Genomic DNA, 20,861 nt, shown 5'->3' with positions numbered 1-20,861 from the left:
TGATGGTTTGTGAAGTAAGGAGAGCAGTATGCTGAACAAAGCGCTCGAAATATCGTTGAATGATGCATTCCGGCTTGCTCGGGAGCATCAGCATGAGCTAATGACGGTGGAACACCTGCTTGTAGCTTTATTAGAAAATCCAGAGGCATCGGAAGCACTGCGAGCCTGTGGCATTAATTTCGCAGCGCTCAAGAGCGAATTACTTGGCTACATCGATCGCAGTACGCCCAAATTCCCCTTAGAAGAGAGCGGGGAAACTCAGCCAACGCTTGGTTTTCAGCGTGTATTGCAACGGGCGGTATTTCACGTGCAATCGTCTGGAAACTCAGAGGTTACCGGCGCGAACGTACTGGTAGCTATTTTTAGTGAGCAAGAATCACAAGCGGTTTATTTACTTAATAAACATGAGGTTACGCGCCTCGATGTGGTGAACTTTATCTCTCATGGGATTTCTCGAACTGAAGAGGAAGGCTCCGCCGCCCAAGAGAAAATAGCAGCAGCTACCGATGAACAAGAACAAGGCTTTTTAGCGCGTTTTTGTGTGAATTTAAATACCCGCGCTGAAGCGGGTAAAATTGATCCGCTTATTGGCCGAGATGATGAGCTTGAGCGGTGCATTCAAGTGTTATGCCGCCGCCGTAAAAATAATCCACTGCTGGTGGGCGAAGCAGGCGTTGGTAAAACCGCGATTGCGGAAGGTTTAGCTTGGAAGATTGTTGAGAAACAGGTTCCGGAAGTAATTGCTGGTGCGGTGATTTATAGCCTCGATATGGGTGGGCTTTTAGCGGGCACGAAATATCGCGGTGATTTTGAAAAACGTTTCAAAGCTTTACTTAAAGAATTGGGTAAGCAAGAAAATGCGATATTATTTATCGATGAAATTCATACCATTGTAGGCGCTGGTGCAGCGTCGGGTGGGGTAATGGATGCATCGAATTTGTTAAAACCACTGCTTTCTGGCGGTGAATTGAAGTGTATTGGTTCAACTACATACCAAGAATATAAAAATATTTTTGAGAAAGACCGAGCGCTAGTGCGACGATTCCAAAAAATTGATGTTGTAGAGCCTTCAGTTGAGGATACAACGCGGATCTTGATGGGCTTGCGAGAAAAATATGAGCAACACCATGGCATTCGTTACACGCAACCGGCAATTCGGGCTGCGGCAGAACTGAGCGCAAAATACATTAATGAACGCCATTTACCAGATAAAGCGATTGATGTGTTGGATGAGGCTGGTGCTAGCCAACGCCTGTTGCCGCCTTCTAAGCGCAAGAAAACGGTGGGCGTAGGTGATATTGAAGCGATTATCGCAAAAATCGCTCGAGTGCCGGCGCAATCAGTGTCTCGCAATGATCAAAGTATGCTCAAGCAACTGGATCGCAATCTGAAAATGGTGGTGTTTGGGCAAGACCTCGCGATTGATAGTTTAGTGGCGGCAATTCGTTTATCTCGTTCAGGCCTTGGTGGCGAGCATCAGCCGGTGGGTTCATTCTTGTTTGCGGGCCCCACGGGCGTTGGTAAAACCGAAGTAACCCAACAGTTAGCGAAGGGAATGGGCGTAGAGTTGCTGCGCTTCGATATGTCTGAGTATATGGAGCGTCATGCGGTTAGCCGTTTGATTGGCGCACCGCCTGGCTATGTAGGCTATGAGCAAGGTGGTTTGTTAACGGAAGCGGTTATTAAGAACCCTTACAGCGTTGTATTGCTTGATGAAATTGAAAAAGCCCATAGCGATATTTTCAATATTCTATTGCAGGTAATGGATAACGGTACACTAACGGATAATAACGGCCGTAAAGCCGATTTCCGCAACGTGGTATTGGTAATGACCACCAATGCGGGTGTTCGCGAAACGGAGCGTACATCGATTGGTTTCCAGCAACAAGACCATAAGTTTGATGCGATGTCGGAGATTAATAAGCTGTTTACGCCTGAATTCCGCAATCGTCTTGATGGTATTATTTGGTTTAATCACTTAAGCACCGAAGTAATATTGCAGGTAGTTGATAAGTTCATCTGTGAGTTACAAGCGCAGTTGGATAAGAAAGGCGTGTCTTTAGAAGTAGAGCCTGCGGCAATGGGCTGGTTGGCAGATAAGGGTTATGATAAAGCCATGGGCGCGCGGCCAATGACCCGCATTATTCAAGAACACCTGAAGAAGCCTTTGGCGAATGAAATTCTATTCGGCCAATTAAGCCAAGGTGGCAATGTTCGCGTTGCCTTGAACGCTGCAAAAGACGAGCTTACTTTTTCATACGACAACGCAAACGAAGCAGTGCCTTCATAACGAAGGCACTGCGTTTTTTTTGCTAATCTTGGTAACAGATACTTTGTGCAAGTATCTTCAGGCTGTACTTATCGTGAACGGAAAACGATACGGCCTTTTGATAAATCGTAAGGGGTAAGCTGAACGGTTACTTTATCGCCGGTCAAGATACGAATATAGTTCTTACGCATTTTCCCAGAAATATGCGCAGTTACTACGTGCCCGTTTTCTAGTTCAACGCGGAACATAGTATTTGGCAAAGTATCTAAAATGGTACCTTGCATTTCAATGCTGTCTTCTTTCGCCATTAAATCCTCTGTATTCTCTTTGGTCTGGCTACGGTAGCTGTTTTAAAGCGCGGGAATTTTACCGCTTTTTAACCGTAAAAGCCAATAGCTAGTTAATTCAATTCTCGCGCAAGCATATATTGCGCACCTATTAGTGTTGTAGATCCCTTAACACTCATGCCTTCAAGGCCATTTAACCCTGATTTTAGCAGGCCAATAAATTTTTTGCGCGGTAGTGTTACAGCCCCAAGAGAAGCTAAATGCGGGTTGGGAATCTGACAATCAATTAATGTTAACCCATAGGGTACTAAGTAATCGCGAATGGCTACCAGGGCAATTTTCGATGCATTATCGGCTTTACTAAACATACTTTCACCACAGAACACTGTACCTACCAGTACCCCATATAAACCACCCACCAACTGATCATCATGCCATATCTCGATAGAATGGGCATGGCCTGCTCGATGCAGTTGTTCATATGCGCGAATCATATCTGCAGTAATCCACACCCCATTACTTGGATCTCCACGTGGAATAGTGGCGCATTGCTTTATTACACTGCTAAAGACCATATTCAGGGTAATACGATAAGGCTTTTTGCGGATGAATTTCGCTAAACTTTTGCTAATGTGTAACTGATTGGGAAATATTACCGCCCGTTCACTCGGCGACCACCACAAAATCGGATCGTTACTGCTAAACCAAGGGAATATGCCACTTTGGTAAGCGTTTATTAAGCGTGGCACAGATAAGCAACCACCTACAGCAAGTAAACCATCTGGCTCTGGCAACGCCTGAGTAACCGGCGGGAATGCCGCGGTAGCGGATGTATGATCTAAATCACTGAGAAAACTCATGGCATATCTCGGCAAGGGAAGGGGTGTGCGTTACTTTTGACCATTGTAGTTGCAAATCGGTAGCTATAAAAAAAGCCGCTATGTTTTGCACATAGCGGCTATTCAGAGCGATTTAGTTGCTGTCTAGGGCATCTAGGAAGCGCTCAGCATCTAGTGCAGCCATACAACCGGTACCGGCTGAGGTAATGGCTTGGCGGTAGATATGGTCGCTTACATCACCCGCTGCGAATACACCAGGAATTGAGGTTTGCGTGGCGTTGCCATTTAAACCAGAATGCACTTTTAAATAGCCGTTCTCCATATCGAGTTGGCCAACGAACATATCGGTGTTTGGTTTATGGCCGATAGCAATAAACACACCTTGCAGTGCAAGCTCTGATTTCTCACCGTTGCGCACATCTTCGATACGAATGCCGGTAACACCCATTTGATCACCCAACACTTCATCAAGGGTTTGGTGTAAATGCAGGATCACGTTACCTGTTTTCGCTTTCGCCATTAAGCGATCAACGAGGATTTTTTCGGCGCGGAAGGTATCACGGCGGTGAATTACATGCACTTCTTCAGCGATGTTCGAAAGATATAATGCTTCTTCTACGGCTGTGTTACCTCCGCCAACTACACATACCTTTTGGCCACGGTAGAAGAACCCATCACAGGTAGCGCAAGCACTTACGCCACGCCCTTTAAAGGCATCTTCAGAGGGCAAACCAAGGTATTTAGCAGATGCGCCAGTGGCAATAACTAATGCATCAGCAGTGTATTCTGCAGAATCACCCTTTAAACGAAATGGGCGTTCGGTTAGTTGCACACTATTAATATGATCAAAAACGATTTCGGTATTGAAACGCTCAGCGTGTTGCTGCATGCGCACCATTAAATCGGGGCCAGTTAAACCTTCTGGATCGCCGGGCCAGTTTTCCACTTCGGTAGTAGTGGTAAGTTGACCACCTTGCTGCATACCCGTTACTAATACTGGGTTCAAATTGGCACGTGCTGCGTAAACTGCAGCAGTATAGCCGGCAGGGCCAGAACCCAAAATTAATAGTTTGCAGTGCTTCACTTCAGCCATGAATACAACTCCGCTGTTTTTATTATCAGAAAAATAAACAAATCAAAATATGCTTTGTAACAATTGAGGCTATTGTAGGCAGTTGCGATTAAAGCGTAAAGAGCCGGTTTAAAACCGGCTCTTGTTTAATGTAACTAATGCGTAACGCTTACTGCTGTTGCTAGCACGCAACCCCCGCCAGAGCACTTTACGCAAAGGTTTGCGATTTAGATTTCAATTGCTTTTAGAGGATCTAGGTACTCAAGGTTTAATTGCTTGCCAAGATCATCATGAACCGCTTTATACGTGATGTAGCCTTTGTGCATATTCAGACCGTTGCGCAGGTTTGCATCGTTCGCTAATGCTTGCAGGCCTTTATTGGCTAGCGCGATACCGTACGGCAGGGTGGCATTGTTGAGTGCCATTGTAGAAGTACGAGCTACACCACCTGGCATATTGGCTACGCAGTAATGCACTACATCATCAATAACATAGGTAGGATCTTGATGCGTGGTAGCTTTCGACGTTGCAAAACAGCCGCCTTGATCGATGGCAACATCTACTAATACTGAACCTGGCTTCATATTCTTGATGTGTTCACGTGTTAATAACTTCGGTGCTGCTGCACCTGGAATTAATACGGCGCCCACCACTAAATCAGCTTCACGAGAGTATGCGTCTATCGCATCTACAGTGGAGTACACTGTTTTCACTCGGCCCATGAAAATATCATCGAGTTCGCGCAAGCGTGGTAATGAACGATCCAGAATCGTTACATCTGCACCTAGGCCAATAGCCATTTTAGCTGCTTGTGTACCTACTACACCGCCACCAATGATAAGTACTTTGCCTGGAGCAACGCCCGGCACACCGCCGAGTAGCGTACCGCTGCCACCATTTACTTTCTCGAGGTTATGGGCGCCGGCTTGCACCGCCATGCGGCCCGCTACTTCACTCATTGGTGCAAGCAGCGGTAAACCACCGCGGTTATCAGTTACGGTTTCGTAAGCGATAGCGGTTACGCCGGCTTCTGCCAATAAACGTGTTTGCTCAGGATCTGGTGCTAGATGCAGGTAGGTATATAAAATTTGCCCTTCACGAAGCTGCTTGCATTCACCCGGCTGTGGCTCTTTCACTTTCACAATCATATCTGCGCTAGCAAAGATTTCTTCAGGGGTATCGATAATACGAGCACCCGCGGCTTCATAATCCTCGTTGGTGAAACCAATTGCAGCACCACCATCGCGCTCAACGATTACACTATGGCCATGCTCAACGTATTCGCGAACTGCAGCAGGGGTTAAACCAATGCGGTATTCGTGATTTTTAATTTCTTTTGGTACACCAATCAACATAATGAAATGCCTCAACTCTCGGATGATTCTTATTTTCTCGGTAAGAAAAAATAAGAAGTAAATTTTCGGCAAAGTATAGCGCAGCCTAATGCGGCGTGACCTACTTTTTTACGATGCAAAATATTATAATTATGCTATTTTTAAGGTTAAATTTAGTTAAACGTGCTGATAATTATGGAATCTACCGATAAACTCACTATTGACAGGCTCGATAGGAAAATTTTACGCATCTTGCAAGAACGTGGCAGAATTTCCAATGTACAATTAGCCAAGGAAGTGGGGCTAAGCCCTACACCTTGCTTGGAACGCGTTCGTAAGTTAGAAAAGAATGGCGTAATAAGAGGCTACCATGCTCGCATTGATCCCGATAAACTGGGTACGCCTTTGCTGGTATTTGTGGAAATCACCTTAAGTAAAACATCGTCTGATGTATTCGCCGATTTCAGTGATGCAGCGCGGCGAACCGATGAAATACTCGAATGCCACTTAGTTTCTGGAGATTTTGATTTTTTGCTCAAGGCTCGCGTTGCCGATATGGCGGCGTACCGAAAGCTGCTTGGGGAAACCTTGCTAAACATGCCGGGCGTAAACGAATCTCGTACTTATGTTGTGATGGAAGCAGTAAAGCAAGAGAATAAAGTAGTTATAAAAGGCTGAAGTTGGTACTCTTTTGGGTGTAGCTACGGCATAGTAAATGCACTGCATGGCAGATGTGGGCAGCGATTACTTTAAACAATAATTATATTTATACAGTTGATATAGCGGAGCATTATGACAGGCGTAAGGCGGCTACTGGAAACAGGCTTAATTTTGTGTGGGGCACTAGCAATTTTCTTGCTTACCTCGCTATTAACGTTTAGTCCTGCAGATCCGGGGTGGTCACAATCGGGCCATACTCAGGATATTCAAAATGCGGCGGGCGCTATCGGCGCTTGGTTTGCTGATATTCTGCTATTCGCGCTTGGCGCGCTAGCCTACACGATTCCTTTTGTGGTGGCAGGGTTTGGCTATGTTGTATTTCACCGCCCACGCCGCTTACTTAGTTTAGATTATTTAACCCTTGGGCTTCGCCTAGTTGGGATTTTATTGTTTTTGCTCGGAGCTACTGGCTTAGCGAGCTTGAATATTGAGCCGGTATTTGATTTCTCACCGGGTGGCCTGCTGGGTGATGTAATTACCGGTGCCATGTTGCCATACTTTAATTTAGCAGGAACTTCATTAATTTTACTTACCTTTGTGCTTACCGGAATTACCTTAGTAAGTGGCCTATCGTGGATTGCATTAATTGATAAAATTGGTGAGTCGGCAATTGTAAGTGTGGTGTGGTGCTGGAATAAAGTGCGTTCAGGCTTCTCTACTCATGAGAGTGCAAGCACCCAGAAAAGTAATTCGAGAGCTGCACGGGCAGCTGCACTCAAAGCACAATCGGCAGAACAACCAGCTACAGTAAAAGAGAGCAAGCCCGGTGTTTTTGCCCGCATTGGCGGCTTGTTCACCAGCCGTAAACCTGATCAGAAAAGCGCAAACGCGGGCAACTCTCGTGCTGAGCAAGATGAATCCGAAAGCTGGGATAGTTTACCTTTGGCTGATACAAGAGTTGATGCGTTAGGCCTAGATGAGCCAAACGATTTACCTAACTTTTCTTCCCATGGTGATGATTTATCGGATGAAGCGCTATTTGCCGATATCGATACTGCCGATGAGTTTAATGACGATCCCCCGTTTCCAGTAGCTGCTAAGCCCGCCGCTAAGCCAGCGCAAAGCAATCCGGCAAGTGTGGCTGAAGTGAAAGCACCTAGTGTAACAGAGAACGATGAGAACAAGCCGAAGTGGGTGAGTGAGTTACCTGCTATTGGGCTGCTGGACCGCGCTAACCGCACGCAAAACCCGATTAGCCAAGAAGAGTTGGATCAGGTGAGCCGCACGGTTGAATCGGTACTAAAAGATTTCGGCGTGGATGTGCAAGTTGCTGGTGTGCAGCCAGGCCCAGTAGTAACGCGCTTTGAACTCGATTTAGCGCCTGGTGTGAAAGTTAGTAAAATTTCCAATTTGGCCAAAGATATCGCGCGTTCACTTTCTGCTATTGCGGTTCGCGTTGTAGAGGTGATCCCTGGTAAATCTTATGTGGGCTTAGAGCTACCCAACAAGAGTCGTGAAATTGTACGTTTAAGTGAAGTAATTGAAAGCGAAGGATTTACCAAATCGAGCTCACCGTTGAGCATGGTATTAGGTAAGGATATTGCTGGTAAGCCGGTTACCGTTGATTTAGCGAAAATGCCGCACCTATTAGTTGCTGGTACTACAGGCTCCGGTAAATCAGTAGGTATCAACGTGATGATACTGAGCATGCTATATAAATCGCAGCCCGATGATGTGCGAATGATTATGATCGATCCGAAAATGCTTGAGCTTTCCGTTTACGATGGTATTCCGCACTTACTTACTGAAGTAGTTACCGACATGAAGGATGCTGCCAATGCGCTGCGTTGGTGTGTGGGGGAAATGGAACGTAGGTATAAGCTGATGTCTGCACTGGGTGTGCGGAATCTAAAAGGTTATAACCAGAAGATTGAAGAAGCGATAGCAACTGGCGAGCCACTACGGGATCCTATTTGGAAGCCAGGCGATTCTATGGATGAGCGCCCACCAGAGCTAGGTAAACTGCCATATATCGTGGTGGTGGTAGACGAACTTGCCGACATGATGATGATCGTGGGCAAAAAAGTAGAAGAGCTTATTGCCCGCATCGCCCAGAAGGCCCGTGCGGCTGGAATCCACTTGATTTTGGCAACGCAGCGGCCCTCAGTAGACGTAATCACTGGATTAATTAAAGCGAATATACCTACCCGAATTTCGTTTCAGGTATCTTCAAAAATAGATTCCCGCACAATTCTTGATCAGAGCGGGGCTGAGCACTTATTGGGGCAGGGCGATATGCTCTACATGCCCCCAGGCTCTGGTGTGCCAGTACGGGTGCATGGTGCATTTGTAGATGATCACGAGGTGCATGCTGTTGTTGCGGATTGGAAGCAACGCGGTAAACCGAACTATGTTGAAGAGATCCTAAAAGGCGACCAAGGTGAAGATGGGTTATTACCCGGAGAAACCAGCGATGATGATGCTGAATCTGATCCATTATATGATGAAGCGGTTGCCTTCGTAACGGAAACTCGCCGAGTATCGGTTTCGAGTGTGCAGCGGAAATTCCGTATTGGCTACAATCGAGCTGCGCGCATAGTAGAACAAATGGAGTTTAGTGGTGTCGTATCTTCAGCAGGGCATAACGGTGCCCGAGAAGTTTTAGCAGCGAAACCACCGAGGGAATTTTGATGTATCGGAAACTTGTATTAGCCACCAGTATAACGCTATTTAGTTTTACCAGCAGCGCTGCCATCTATGTATCTGCAGCAGATGATGCAGCAACTCAACTGCAGGCTACATTAAGTGGCATGCAAAGCTTGAGTGGGTCATTCTTTCAGGAAATTTATGATAATGGCGAGTTACTGCAAGAATTAAGCGGTAGCTTTGTACTTGAGCGGCCAGCCAAACTGCGCTGGGTAACTTATGAACCGGAAGCTTCTGAGCTTATAGCCGACGGTGATACGCTTTGGTACTACAATCCGTTTATCGAACAAGTAACCCTATATAACCAAGCCGACGCCATGCAAGCCAATCCATTGCTGGTATTGCTAGATTCGGCCGCAAATTGGCAAGGGTTTACTATTACAGATTTGGGTAAGCATGAAGATGTAACCTCAGCATTCTCAATGGGTGAGCTTACCGCAACAGAGAATGCAGCGGAGAATGCAACAGAGAATGCAGCGGAGAACGCAGCCAAGGCTCGCCACTATTGGCAAATTAGCGATCAGCAACAAGCCGGATCAGAGTTGTTCTTGGCCTTTCATAACGATGAATTGCAGCAGTTAATCTTAGATGATGGCCACGGCCAAGTTAGCGTGTTCCATTTGAGTATTCAGCAAAAAAATGAACCGCTAAATGCTACTACATTTACCTTTAACATACCCCCGGGTACAGATGTAGACGATCAACGGGAGTAGTACTTGAACCAGCTGATGCCTTTAGCGGCCCGTATGCGGCCGCGCACATTAACGGAATATATTGGCCAGCAACATATTTTGGCACCTCAGAAGCCCTTGCGCAAAGCCCTTGAGCAGGGGCATTTGCATTCTATGATTCTCTGGGGTCCGCCAGGTACCGGCAAAACAACTTTAGCAGAGCTGATGGCAACGATCGCTGATGCCCATGTAGAACGGGTTTCCGCCGTTACCTCAGGAGTGAAAGACATTCGTGAAGCCATTGATGCGGCAAAGAAACGCCAAGCGGATAGCTTGTTTCAAGAAAAAACCTTGTTGTTTGTAGATGAGGTACATCGGTTTAATAAAAGCCAGCAAGATGCGTTTTTACCGCATATTGAAGATGGCACCATCATTTTCGTAGGTGCCACTACCGAAAACCCCGGTTTCGCCTTAAATAATGCACTGCTTTCACGAGCACGAACCTATCGATTACAAACCCTCACCGATGCTGAATTAAGCGCCGTGCTAACGCAAGCGCTAACTGATAGTGAACGGGGGTTAGGGGCGCGTAATCTTTCCCTTAGTGAAGATGCTCATGCCTATCTACTAGCAGTTGCTGCCGGCGATGCGCGGCGATTACTGAATTCTATCGAGATTGCTGCAGATTTCGTGAGTGATGGTGCAATTATAACGGCGGAACTGCTGGCCGATGCAGTAGGCGAAAAGGGTGTATTATTCGATAACAAGGGTGATTTGTATTACGATTTGCTATCGGCGTTTCATAAATCCGTGCGAGGCTCTTCACCCGATGGTGCACTGTATTGGTATTGCCGAATTCTAGCTGGCGGAGGCGATCCATTGATTGTGGCTCGGCGCCTATTGGCGATTGCTTCCGAAGATATAGGCAATGCCGATCCGCGGGCATTGCAAATCGCATTGAATGCATGGGATACATTCCATCGTGTTGGCTCAGCAGAGGGCGAACGGGCAATTGCGCAAGCGGCAATTTACTGTGCATCAGCGGCAAAAAGTAATGCCGTGTATACCGCGTTTAAAGAAATGCTGACGTTGGCTAAAGATGGGCCGAGCTATCCAGTGCCTGAGCATTTGCGTAATGCACCTACCAAAATACACGAGCAAGAAGGCTTTGGCGCAGAATACCAATATGCGCATAACTTCCCTAATGCCTATGTAGCAGGTGAATCTTATTTACCCGAAGCAATTGCCCAGCAACGTTACTACCAACCGCATGAACGCGGGTTGGAAGGCAAAATCAAAGAAAAGCTCGCGCGCCTAGATGCCTTGGATGCAGAAAGCAATTGGCATCGTTGGCAGGGCAAATCAGAATGATTTGGCTAATGATCTCACTCGGTGGCGTACTTGGAGCAGTAGCTCGTTTTTGGCTTGCGCTTCACTATTGCGGTAGCCGCAGGTGTTGCTCTTGGAACTGTAATAAGAGTTTTGATCACCGTGATTTTAGCCGGCGAGAGTGGTAGTATTCTGCAGCCTATAGAAAGATTGTCTGAACTATTTGCACCACAGCAGTTTCCATTAGTAACACTATTAGTAAATATAGTGGGTAGCTTTGCGTTGGGGCTGGTGATAGCAAACTTTAGCTATTTTATTTTCGATAATAGAGAGATGTATTCATGTTAGACGCGAAGCATTTTCGTGAAGGAATCGAAGAAACTGCCGCTTTACTAGAGCGCCGCGGGTTCACATTAGATGTTGCTAGCTTACAGGCGCTAGAAGTGCGCCGCAAAGAGCTGCAAGTGCGCACTGAAACGCTACAAAACGAGCGCAATACCCGCTCCAAATCGATTGGCCAAGCGAAAGCCCGTGGTGAAGATATCGAACCACTACGTGCTGAAGTAGGATCTTTGGGTGATCAGCTTGAAGTAGCGAAAAGCGAACTACAATCGATACAGCACGAATTGCAGGCCATAATTGCTGGGGTGCCGAATATCCCGGTTGCTGAAGTACCGCTGGGTGCAGATGAAACGGAAAATGTTGAAGTAAGCACTTTTGGCGAGCCTACACAGTTTGAATTTACCGCAAAAGACCACGTAGATATCGCAGAAAGGCTACAGAACGGTCTAGATTTTGCGATGGCAGCAAAGCTTACCGGTGCTCGGTTTGTGGTAATGAAAGGCGGTATTGCCCGTATGCATCGCGCGCTAACGCAATTTATGCTTGATTTACACAGCGAGCAACATGGTTACGCGGAAACCTACGTACCGTATTTAGTGAATCATGATAGTTTGCACGGTACAGGCCAATTGCCGAAGTTTGGTAAAGATTTATTCCACGTTGATGGTGAGAGCCAAGATCAAGTTGCATTGTCGTTGATTCCAACAGCAGAGGTGCCATTAACCAATATGGCCCGCGATGAAATTTATGATGAAGCTGAGTTGCCAATTAAACTTACTGCGCATACCCCTTGTTTTCGCAGTGAAGCGGGCTCCCATGGTAGAGATACACGCGGTTTAATTCGCCAACATCAATTCGATAAAGTTGAGTTGGTGCAATTGGTGAAGCCGGAAGATTCAATGCAAGCACTGGAAGAGCTTACAGGCCATGCGGAACAAGTATTACAGCTACTCAACTTACCGTACCGCAAAGTGTTGCTATGTACAGGCGATATGGGCTTTGGTGCCTGTAAAACTTATGATCTAGAAGTGTGGTTGCCGGCGCAGAATACCTATCGGGAAATTAGTTCTTGTTCGAACATGGGCGATTTTCAAGCCCGCCGTATGCAAGCACGATTTCGCCGTAAGGCGGCGAAGAAGCCAGAATTGTTACATACATTAAATGGTTCAGGTTTAGCGGTTGGCAGAACACTTGTAGCGGTATTAGAAAATTATCAACAAGCCGATGGCAGCGTAGTGGTACCAGAAGTATTACGCCCTTACATGGGTGGTGTTGAGGTGCTTACTCCAAGCAAAAGTTAAGCACTTGCAACCTACCTAGATATCGATAACGGCCCAATTACATCGGGCCGTTTTTATTTCTCTTGCTAAATACATTTCGCAGGCTTTGGTAAGCCGGCAATTCGCGTAGCTTGTTTTGCTGGGCCTTTCGGAAACAAGGTATATAAATAGCGGCTATTACCCTTATCTTCCCCTAGCGATTTCGCTACAGCTTTTACCAATACCCGCATTGCCGGGCTGGTATCGTATTCTTGATAGAAATTCCGCACAAAGTGCACCACTTCCCAATGGGCAGGGGTAAGTACAATATTTTCTAAGCTAGCGATGTGCTCTGCGAGTTCGCGGTTCCAGGCATCGAAATCTGCTAGATACTCATATTTATCGGTTGCGTATTGCACACCATTAAATTCGATCATGTTGTGGCCTTAAAATATGATGTGATGTTTAGCACTGGCTTTCATTTGTGCAATTTGCTCCGTAGAGGCTTCTTGTAATGGCACACGGTATTGCTTGATACCAGCCGCAGCCATATCGTTAACAGCGCTATAAAACTCGGTAAAATCGAATACATCACAGAGCATGGCAATCCTCTTTAGTGGATCGTGCCCACTTTGTTCTGTTGGCAATATCAGTTGGCTTAATGCGGAGCTGTTGTAGATTGCTTGGCATGGAATATCCAAACTTACTGCCATGAGCAGCATATCTAACCCATGGCGCGAAATAGCCTGCCATGGAGAATGATTAAACTCAAAGAGCAAGAGGGCATCGTAAGCACCACTAGCGGGTTCTTTTGCGATGTCTTTAGCAGTTTGGCTATTGCGTTGTAAGAGCTCGTGAGCCGCTTCTGTTTCTTGCGTGAATGAAGGCTGAAACTGCAATAGTGTATCGGCGGTGCTTATTGCTGCCATAAACTCAGTGAGCCCACCACTGGAAAAACCAGCCGCCATACTTCCCGAAGGTGGAGCGCTTGGCTCAATACCATACTGGTTGGCTACCGTACTACAAACCACCAGGGGGATATGTTGTGTTCTTGCAAACTCCAGCCATTGCTGTTGCAGGTTGTTTACGCCACTAGGAAAATGCAAATGATGGCTAGCATAGAGCACACCAGGGCCATAAAAAAAGATCTGTAGTACCTTGGCGCCAGAATCAACCAGTGCCTGAGCGGCTGCTATAGCCGCATGGCCACTGGCATAATCATCGGGGCCTGCGTGCTGCATAATCACAACATTAACCATCGGTAAATAACCTTGCACGAAAATTAAACACTGCACAACCATGGCAGTAACTAGCGTTAGTATAACGAAAAACGCCTCGCTAGTAATGAGCGAGGCGTTTTGCTGTGGTACTTAATAGCGTACCGATACTAAAAGCAACGTATTAATCGCGAGTAAATGCCATTAACAGGTTAATTAAGCTCAAGAAGATATTGTACAACGAAACGAATATAGTGATGGTAGCCAAGATGTAGTTACGTTCACCACCATTCACAATGGCACTTGTTTGCATCAGGATTGCACCTGAAGAGAACAAGATAAACATGGCGCTAACAGCTAAACCAAGAGCTGGTATCTGTAGGAATAAGTTGGCGATGAAACTCACCACAAGCACCACAAAACCCGCCATCATCATGCCGCCAAGGAAACTCATATCTTTCTTAGTGGTTAACACATATGCTGAAAGCGCGAAGAATATCGCTGCTGTACCGCCCATTGCTAACATAATGATTTCAGCGCCACCGGTTGCCACAACCATATTCAAAATGGGGCCCAAGGTATAACCCATGAAGCCGGTAAGAGCGAAAGTGAATACTAAACCTAAGCCGCTGTTCGCGGTTTTATGGATGGCAAACAGCAAACCATAAAAGCCTACCAAAGTAATCAAGATGCCCGGGTAGGGCATGTTAAGCATGCTACTTACACCCGCAACAATCGCACTGAAGGCTAACGTAAGCGCTAGTAGTGAATATGTGTTACGTAAAACTTTGTTCACCTCAAGTGAGGCCGTATTACGCGCAGTGTTCACAGTTGGGTTGTTCATATTAAACTTCTCCAGTTACTTGTTGTTTGTTCTATTGCTTAGAGCTTAATCCGCTAAATTAGTTCTACTATACCTTATTCATGGGGGAGGGTTTCAACTAAAATCGGATTGAAGTGCCGTTGTTAGCGAAAATTATTTGCAATTGAACAAGGAATTGTTGAAAAATAGATCGCTTCGGCTATTTTTACAGCAAACAAACAAATTTCTTCCACTTTTTACTTTACAAGGCGCTGTGAGGTATTTATTATTCGCCTCGTCTTCAGCAACGAACGTTGCATACGCGTAAATTGTTGAAGCAAACAATTTGGAGAGGTGGCAGAGCTCGGTTTAATGCACCTGACTTGAAATCAGGCGTAGGTTCATCCCTACCGGGGGTTCGAATCCCTCCCTCTCCGCCAAATTCGAAAAGCCTGCATCGCATGATGCAGGCTTTTTCGCTTTCTACAGCAAGCATGAGAAAACGAAAGTAATCTTTCCTTTTTATTAAACCTTATTCTTACAAGCTACGTAATTAAGCAACGTTATATCTTGATCGTAATACTACGAAGCTATTTTTAGTGATTTAAACCTTCACTATGTTCGCACTCGATTGCCGCAGTAATTGCAAAGGATTCTTTATGGCAGCTCAACCTTCTACTACTAAACGAATGATACTAATGCTCGTAGTTAGCATTATCGTATTCGGCTTAATCTTCGGCTATAAGGCCGTTGGCAATTATTTCATGAACGATTTCTTCGATAATATGCCGGCACCCACAGTAACTATTACTGCAGCTGAGGTTGAACAGCAAACTTGGCGAGAATCAGTTACTACCATTGGCAATTTTGCCGCTGTAAATGGCACTATGCTATCGGTGCAGGTACCCGGAGTGATCACTGAAATTCACTTTGCCAATGGCGATGAAGTGCAACAGGGTGATGTGCTATTTAGTTTGGATACGGATATCGATGTTGCTGAGCTAGAGCGGTTGCAAGCGCAGTTGGATATTGCAACGTTAGAAGCTGCTCGTTTACAAAGGCTGGCGCAATCTGAAAGTATATCTGCTTCGGAACTCGCCCGTGCTGAGAGTGAAGTAGCGCAAGTTCGCGCTGCGTTAGCAGCACAACAAGCATTGTTGCAGCAAAAAACAATTCGCGCGCCTTTCTCAGGAGCATTGGGAATACGCAGGGTAAATTTAGGTGAATACGTAGCGCCGGGCACACAATTAGTGAGCCTACAATCGAAAGCACCTATCTTTTTGAACTTCAGCCTTGCGGAGCGTTATTTAGGACAGCTGAATTTAGAGCAAACGCTGGTAGCACAGGTAGATTCCTACCCTGAGCAAGAATTTAGTGGTGAGATTACCGCTATTTCTCCAGATATCAGCGATACCACTCGTACCGTTGCGGTACAAGCAACCTTTAGCAATAGCGAAAACCGCCTGAAGCCAGGTATGTTTGCGCGCGTTGAATTGGCGATTAATGCGCCGCGTGAGGTGTTGGTAATTCCGCGCACAGCCGTGCAGTTTAATCCTTTCGGTAATGTTGTGTACTTGCTGGAAGAAAAAGATGGCGAGCTGATTGCTAATCAACAATTAATCCGTACCGGGCAGGTGCAAGGCGATTTAATTGAAGTAACCGATGGCATTCAAGCAGGCGACCGCGTTGCCAGCTCAGGGTTATTGAAACTACGTAATAACGCCGTGGTGAAAATCAATGACGATCCAAGCTTGCAGCCCCCGGCAGACCGTAATCCACGTCCAGTGAACGAATAAGGAGAGGTAGTATGAAGTTTACCGATATCTTTATTCGCAAACCGGTATTAGCTACGGTAATTAGCTTACTGATTTTATTGGTAGGTATTCGGGCCGCATTCGATTTAAATGTGCGGCAATTCCCTGAAATTAAGAACGCGGCTATTACCGTTTCTACTACCTATATCGGTGCTGATGCGGATTTAATTCAAGGTTTTATCACCACACCATTAGAGCGAGAAATAGCTGCGGCCGAAGGCATCGATTATATTGAATCATCCTCGCGAGCTGGCATTAGCACCATCACTGCTTATTTGCGCCTAGATTACGATCCTAATGATGCGCTCACACAAATAGCAGCCCAAGTGAATAAGCTGCGCTCGGAATTGCCTGAAGACGCGCAAGATCCAGTAGTTTCTTTATCGGTAGGTGCAGATGTAGCCGCTATGTACCTGTCGTTTTACAGTGGAATCTTAGATGCCAATCAAATCACCGATTATTTGGTGCGTGTGGTTGAGCCTCAGCTTTCTACGATAGCAGGTGTGCAACGCGCGGAAATTCTGGGCGCACAAACCTTCGCAATGCGAATCTGGCTGGATTCCGAGCGTATGGCCGCACTTGGCCTTACTGGCTCGGATGTAATGCGATCTTTGCGCGCTAATAATGTGCTCTCTGCGGTAGGGCGAACTAAAGGGAGTAGGGTGGCTATTGATTTAACCGCCGACACCGATCTGCGCAGTTTAGAGGAGTTTAGCTCTCTAATTGTGCGCGCCGATAATGGTGCAGTGGTACGTTTAGAAGATATTGCAACGGTAGAACTTGGTGCTGAATCCTATGATAATTCAGCGTTCTACAACGGTGATCAAGCCACGTTTATAGGTGTTGAAATAGCTCCTGATGCGAATGCACTAGATGTTATCCAAGAGGTTCGTGATGTTTGGCATCAAGATATCATTCCGCAGTTGCCGAATGGCTTAAGTGCTAGCATCTCGTATGATTCAACCGAGTACATTGAGAACGCCATCGATGAAGTAATCATGACCATCGTACTCGCTTTGGTGATTGTACTTGCGGTTATTTATGCATTTTTGGGCTCATTACGCTCGGTAATCATTCCTGCTGTGGCAGTTCCACTATCGTTAATCGGCACCTTTGTTATGATGCTGATGTTAGGGTTCTCGATTAATTTATTAACCCTACTGGCGATGGTGCTGGCAATTGGTATTGTTGTTGACGATGCCATTATTATGCTCGAGAACATTCAGCGTCATCTCGAAGATGGGATGAGCCGTATGGAGGCATCATTACTGGGTGCACGGCAGCTCACTGGGCCTATTATTGTGATGTCGACCACTCTGGTGGCAGTATTCATTCCGATTGGGTTTATCGGGGGCCTCACTGGCACACTATTTGTTGAGTTCGCCTTCACCTTGGCTGGTACCGTAATTCTTTCTGGAGTAGTAGCGCTTACCTTATCGCCAATGATGTGTTCCCGCATGCTGCAATCGCGCCGTGATGGCAGCGCACGGCCGCGCTTAGAGCAATGGTTGGATGCTCGCTTTAATGGCTTACGCGATCGCTATCAACGACGCTTACACGGAGCCCTAGAAACCAAATCGGTATTTGCCGTATTCGGCATTATAGTATTGGTATCCTGCTATTTCTTATTTATAACCAGCAACTCGGAATTAGAGCCGCAAGAAGATCTTGGCTTTGTATTTATGATTAGCCAAGCCGATAGTTATGCAACACTTGATTATATTGAACAAAACACTGCAAAAATGGCTGATTTGCAGCGCGATGTTGATGAAATTGATATGGCGTTTGTGATTAACGGTATGCTTGGCCCGGGCAGCGCAGGAACGGGAATAGGTTTTGCGCCGTGGGATCAACGTACTCGAACTACGCAGCAGGTATTGGATGAGGATATCCAACCCTTTATTTCACAGATTCCAGGACTTAATATCTTTGCGCTAATACCACCATCTTTGCCAAGCCCCGGCGGCGGCTTGCCCGTGGAGTTTATTATCAGTTCCACACAGCCCATGCAGGTGCTTGCGGAGCTAGCTGATGAAATTATTGGGGAAGGTATGGCAAGTGGCCGGTTTATCATGTTGGATTCAGATCTACGCGTAGATCGCCCACGCCAATCGGTAAATATCGATCGTGAAAAAGCGGCATTAATGGGGGTTGATATGGCCCAAGTTTCTGCTGATTTAGCGAGTATGTTGGCGGGCGCTTATGCCGGTAGGTTTGCGCTTGAAAATCGTTCTTATCGAGTAATCCCGCAAGTGCAACGCAGCGAACGAATTAGCGCTGAGCAACTCGAAAACTTTTATACTCGCAACCAAACTGGCGAGTTGGTTCCTTTGGCTGCATTGGTAAGCTTAACGGAATCGGTGCAACCACAGCAGTTAAATCGCTTTCAGCAATTAAATGCGATTAAGATCTCTGGTATCCCACGCCCAGGCGTAGCACTTGGTGACGCGTTAGCGGTATTAGATTCAATAGCGGCACAACGTTTACCGCCGGAAGTAGTGGTGGATTATGCCGGCCAATCACGACAGTTTAAAAGTGAAGGGCAGCAATTAGTGATTACCTTCTTCTTTGCCTTAGTGGTTATATTTCTTGTGCTTGCCGCGCAATTTGAATCGTTCCGTGATTCTTTAATTGTGTTAGTAACGGTGCCCATGAGTATTTGTGGCGCATTAATCTTCGTAAGTTTAGGATTTACTTCGTTGAATATATACACCCAAGTTGGCTTGGTAACCCTGATCGGGCTAATCGCAAAACATGGCATACTCATTGTAGAGTTTGCTAATAAATTGCAGGAAGAGGGGAAAAGTAAACGCGAAGCAATTGAAAGCGCAGCTGCTATTCGCTTACGCCCTATCTTAATGACCACAGCGGCTACTGTACTGGCTATGTTGCCATTGTTAATCGCTAGTGGCCCGGGTGGTGCTTCTCGCTACGCAATGGGGCTTATTATCGCATCTGGCATGACCATAGGTACGCTGTTTACCTTGTTCGTGTTACCCGCGGTATACCTCTATCTTGCAAAAGATAGAGCAGCAGTAGCGCATTAATTGTAACGCCGCAGGTAATGCGGATTTATTGATACTTGCTCAGCTGAATCGTGCGCGGAATATTTCAACAAAGGTCAACACATTATCACTGTGTTGGCCTTTTTACGTTATTGCTTACGTTCGTGTGGCGAGGGCGATAGGTAGGTGGCGGTTATGCTCTATATTATATACCAATAGTAATAGCTAAATATTACGTAAGCGGCATGAAAGTTACATAATTGTTATATTTTTCTGCCATTTAGAATTGACGTTACTTTGAAAAACCGCTAAAAAAAGATGGCATTTTCAATACCACAATTGAATAGCTCTAGGATGTAGCTATTTGAAATAATGATAATTTCACCAAAAGGACACGGGAAATGAGTGATGTAATCGTGGCGTTACCAAGAGGGATTCGCCAAGCGGGTTTAGAGAAGGAGTTGAGTTTACTGCAGTGGCACGTGCATAGCGCGAATAGCCGTAACCAACTAGAAAAATTGGTTGAGCAAAAAACAGCAAAAATCATGGTTCTCGCGGAAGATTTTTGCGGCTCTGGAACACGGGCGTTGATTAAAAAGCTCCAAAAATCGCATCCAGCATTACGTATTATGCTGTGGTGTGAAAAAATAAATCACGCTCTAGACTATAAGATGAATGAACCGAGCATTTCTGGTTATTTGTTGAATGAGGCAGCTATTGAAGAGGTTAATCATGGTTGTAAGCTTATTCAACTTGGCCAAAGTTATACGCCACCAGTGCTGCGGAATATTGCCAAGCGATATCAAGGGCCGCTATTAAAGCATCCATTATTAAGTGCTTTAAGCCGCCGTGAACAGCAGATTTTTCAATTGGTGTGTACGGGGCTAACTGTGGCATCGATAGCCGCGCGGTTATTTATTTCGCGTAAAACCGTAAATACTTTTCGTTACCGTCTGTATCGCAAGTTACAAGTGGATAACGATGTTCAACTTACGCACTTGGCCTACAAATATGGCTTGTTAAACCATGACATCCATAATAACCCACTACATCAGTTAGGCTCACAGCCTAGTAGTGCCGCCAATCAAGGTAACTATATCACCATTGCAGATGCTAGCGTTGGTAATGCCTGTACTGATATCGGTGGCGATAAAACCAAGTAATATCCAAGCTCATACTAAACAATAACTCTCAAGTTTTGCTTGCAAAGCAAACAGACAAAACTGCGTGCTTCTGGTAACCTAATTGCAGTCGT

Annotated in this window: 16 protein-coding genes and 1 tRNA gene; 10 read left to right on the top strand and 7 right to left on the bottom strand. The window is 45.9% G+C overall.

Going from position 1 to position 20,861, the window contains the following annotated elements; all coding sequences use genetic code 11:
• The first annotated feature begins 28 nt into the window (after positions 1-28).
• Positions 29-2,290 (top strand): ATP-dependent Clp protease ATP-binding subunit ClpA, encoded by a 2,262-nt coding sequence (clpA, locus tag ACNA7P_RS01070; RefSeq protein WP_416256748.1) that lies wholly within the window; start codon positions 29-31, stop codon positions 2,288-2,290.
• Positions 2,291-2,358: 68 nt separating this feature from the next.
• Here clpA and infA read toward each other — a convergent pair whose 3' ends face one another.
• The 4 genes from infA to ald all read right to left on the bottom strand — a co-directional run bounded on the left by infA (position 2,359) and on the right by ald (position 5,822).
• Positions 2,359-2,577 (bottom strand): translation initiation factor IF-1, encoded by a 219-nt coding sequence (gene infA, locus ACNA7P_RS01065; protein WP_194755702.1) that lies wholly within the window; start codon positions 2,575-2,577, stop codon positions 2,359-2,361.
• Between the two features lie 92 nt (positions 2,578-2,669).
• Positions 2,670-3,416 carry a leucyl/phenylalanyl-tRNA--protein transferase gene (gene aat / locus ACNA7P_RS01060; protein ID WP_416256747.1) on the bottom strand — a complete coding sequence of 249 codons (747 nt, stop codon included), beginning with the start codon at positions 3,414-3,416 and terminating at the stop codon, positions 2,670-2,672.
• Positions 3,417-3,528: 112 nt separating this feature from the next.
• Positions 3,529-4,488 (bottom strand): thioredoxin-disulfide reductase, encoded by a 960-nt coding sequence (gene trxB / locus ACNA7P_RS01055; RefSeq protein WP_416256746.1) that lies wholly within the window; start codon positions 4,486-4,488, stop codon positions 3,529-3,531.
• A gap of 206 nt (positions 4,489-4,694) precedes the next feature.
• The gene (gene ald, locus ACNA7P_RS01050; RefSeq protein WP_416256745.1) at positions 4,695-5,822 is read right to left on the bottom strand and encodes an alanine dehydrogenase; all 1,128 of its coding nucleotides are present in this window, start codon (positions 5,820-5,822) and stop codon (positions 4,695-4,697) included.
• Positions 5,823-5,996: 174 nt separating this feature from the next.
• Here ald and lrp point away from each other — a divergent pair, with 174 nt between their 5' ends.
• The 5 genes from lrp to serS all read left to right on the top strand — a co-directional run bounded on the left by lrp (position 5,997) and on the right by serS (position 12,810).
• Positions 5,997-6,479 (top strand): leucine-responsive transcriptional regulator Lrp, encoded by a 483-nt coding sequence (gene lrp / locus ACNA7P_RS01045; protein WP_416256744.1) that lies wholly within the window; start codon positions 5,997-5,999, stop codon positions 6,477-6,479.
• A 114-nt stretch (positions 6,480-6,593) separates the two neighbouring features.
• Positions 6,594-9,152, top strand: a complete 2,559-nt coding sequence (locus tag ACNA7P_RS01040; protein ID WP_416256743.1) for a DNA translocase FtsK — start codon at positions 6,594-6,596, stop codon at positions 9,150-9,152.
• Complete coding sequence (lolA, locus tag ACNA7P_RS01035) at positions 9,152-9,880, top strand: outer membrane lipoprotein chaperone LolA (protein WP_416256742.1); 729 nt, start codon at positions 9,152-9,154, stop codon at positions 9,878-9,880. The genes ACNA7P_RS01040 and lolA overlap by 1 nt, the downstream gene beginning before the upstream one ends.
• Positions 9,881-9,895: 15 nt before the next feature.
• Positions 9,896-11,209, top strand: coding sequence for a replication-associated recombination protein A (locus ACNA7P_RS01030; RefSeq protein ID WP_416256783.1), 1,314 nt, complete (start codon positions 9,896-9,898; stop codon positions 11,207-11,209).
• A gap of 299 nt (positions 11,210-11,508) precedes the next feature.
• Positions 11,509-12,810: a serine--tRNA ligase gene (gene serS, locus ACNA7P_RS01025; protein WP_416256741.1), complete on the top strand. Its 1,302-nt coding sequence runs from the start codon at positions 11,509-11,511 to the stop codon at positions 12,808-12,810.
• A gap of 65 nt (positions 12,811-12,875) precedes the next feature.
• Here the strand turns inward: serS and ACNA7P_RS01020 are convergent, their stop codons facing one another.
• The 3 genes from ACNA7P_RS01020 to ACNA7P_RS01010 all read right to left on the bottom strand — a co-directional run bounded on the left by ACNA7P_RS01020 (position 12,876) and on the right by ACNA7P_RS01010 (position 14,829).
• A complete protein-coding gene (locus ACNA7P_RS01020; protein WP_416256740.1) occupies positions 12,876-13,205 on the bottom strand; it encodes a TusE/DsrC/DsvC family sulfur relay protein in 330 nt (109 codons plus the stop codon).
• Positions 13,206-13,214: 9 nt separating this feature from the next.
• Complete coding sequence (locus ACNA7P_RS01015) at positions 13,215-14,027, bottom strand: DsrE/DsrF/TusD sulfur relay family protein (protein WP_416256739.1); 813 nt, start codon at positions 14,025-14,027, stop codon at positions 13,215-13,217.
• Positions 14,028-14,169: 142 nt separating this feature from the next.
• Complete coding sequence (locus ACNA7P_RS01010; RefSeq protein WP_416256738.1) at positions 14,170-14,829, bottom strand: Bax inhibitor-1/YccA family protein; 660 nt, start codon at positions 14,827-14,829, stop codon at positions 14,170-14,172.
• Between the two features lie 306 nt (positions 14,830-15,135).
• Between ACNA7P_RS01010 and ACNA7P_RS01005 the strand changes: the two genes are divergently transcribed.
• From ACNA7P_RS01005 to ACNA7P_RS00990, 4 genes are all read left to right on the top strand, one after another.
• A tRNA-Ser gene (locus ACNA7P_RS01005) sits at positions 15,136-15,227 on the top strand.
• A 219-nt stretch (positions 15,228-15,446) separates the two neighbouring features.
• A complete protein-coding gene (locus tag ACNA7P_RS01000) occupies positions 15,447-16,583 on the top strand; it encodes an efflux RND transporter periplasmic adaptor subunit (protein WP_416256737.1) in 1,137 nt (378 codons plus the stop codon).
• A gap of 11 nt (positions 16,584-16,594) precedes the next feature.
• Positions 16,595-19,648 (top strand): efflux RND transporter permease subunit, encoded by a 3,054-nt coding sequence (locus tag ACNA7P_RS00995; protein ID WP_416256736.1) that lies wholly within the window; start codon positions 16,595-16,597, stop codon positions 19,646-19,648.
• Between the two features lie 359 nt (positions 19,649-20,007).
• Entirely contained in the window at positions 20,008-20,769 is a 762-nt protein-coding gene (locus ACNA7P_RS00990; RefSeq protein WP_416256735.1) for a LuxR C-terminal-related transcriptional regulator, read from the top strand.
• Positions 20,770-20,861 lie beyond the last annotated feature (92 nt).

Origin of the sequence: Aliidiomarina sp. (assembly GCF_047920995.1) — a bacterium.
In the GTDB taxonomy this organism is placed as follows: Bacteria; Pseudomonadota; Gammaproteobacteria; order Enterobacterales; family Alteromonadaceae; genus Aliidiomarina.
The sequence above is the reverse complement of the archived record's forward strand: the minus strand, read 5'-3'. Positions and strand labels throughout refer to the sequence as shown.

Excerpts from the sequence above, each read along its gene's own strand:
- infA (WP_194755702.1), bottom strand. The coding sequence starts at position 2,577 with ATGGCGAAAGAAGACAGCATTGAAATGCAAGGTACCATTTTAGATACT.
- ACNA7P_RS01040 (WP_416256743.1), top strand. The coding sequence starts at position 6,594 with ATGACAGGCGTAAGGCGGCTACTGGAAACAGGCTTAATTTTGTGTGGG.
- ACNA7P_RS00990 (WP_416256735.1), top strand. The coding sequence starts at position 20,008 with ATGAGTGATGTAATCGTGGCGTTACCAAGAGGGATTCGCCAAGCGGGT.
- ald (WP_416256745.1), bottom strand. The coding sequence starts at position 5,822 with ATGTTGATTGGTGTACCAAAAGAAATTAAAAATCACGAATACCGCATT.
- ACNA7P_RS01030 (WP_416256783.1), top strand. The coding sequence starts at position 9,896 with ATGCCTTTAGCGGCCCGTATGCGGCCGCGCACATTAACGGAATATATT.
- lolA (WP_416256742.1), top strand. The coding sequence starts at position 9,152 with ATGTATCGGAAACTTGTATTAGCCACCAGTATAACGCTATTTAGTTTT.
- trxB (WP_416256746.1), bottom strand. The coding sequence starts at position 4,488 with ATGGCTGAAGTGAAGCACTGCAAACTATTAATTTTGGGTTCTGGCCCT.
- ACNA7P_RS01015 (WP_416256739.1), bottom strand. The coding sequence starts at position 14,027 with ATGGTTAATGTTGTGATTATGCAGCACGCAGGCCCCGATGATTATGCC.
- ACNA7P_RS01000 (WP_416256737.1), top strand. The coding sequence starts at position 15,447 with ATGGCAGCTCAACCTTCTACTACTAAACGAATGATACTAATGCTCGTA.
- serS (WP_416256741.1), top strand. The coding sequence starts at position 11,509 with ATGTTAGACGCGAAGCATTTTCGTGAAGGAATCGAAGAAACTGCCGCT.
- ACNA7P_RS01020 (WP_416256740.1), bottom strand. The coding sequence starts at position 13,205 with ATGATCGAATTTAATGGTGTGCAATACGCAACCGATAAATATGAGTAT.
- aat (WP_416256747.1), bottom strand. The coding sequence starts at position 3,416 with ATGAGTTTTCTCAGTGATTTAGATCATACATCCGCTACCGCGGCATTC.
- lrp (WP_416256744.1), top strand. The coding sequence starts at position 5,997 with ATGGAATCTACCGATAAACTCACTATTGACAGGCTCGATAGGAAAATT.
- ACNA7P_RS00995 (WP_416256736.1), top strand. The coding sequence starts at position 16,595 with ATGAAGTTTACCGATATCTTTATTCGCAAACCGGTATTAGCTACGGTA.
- ACNA7P_RS01010 (WP_416256738.1), bottom strand. The coding sequence starts at position 14,829 with ATGAACAACCCAACTGTGAACACTGCGCGTAATACGGCCTCACTTGAG.
- clpA (WP_416256748.1), top strand. The coding sequence starts at position 29 with ATGCTGAACAAAGCGCTCGAAATATCGTTGAATGATGCATTCCGGCTT.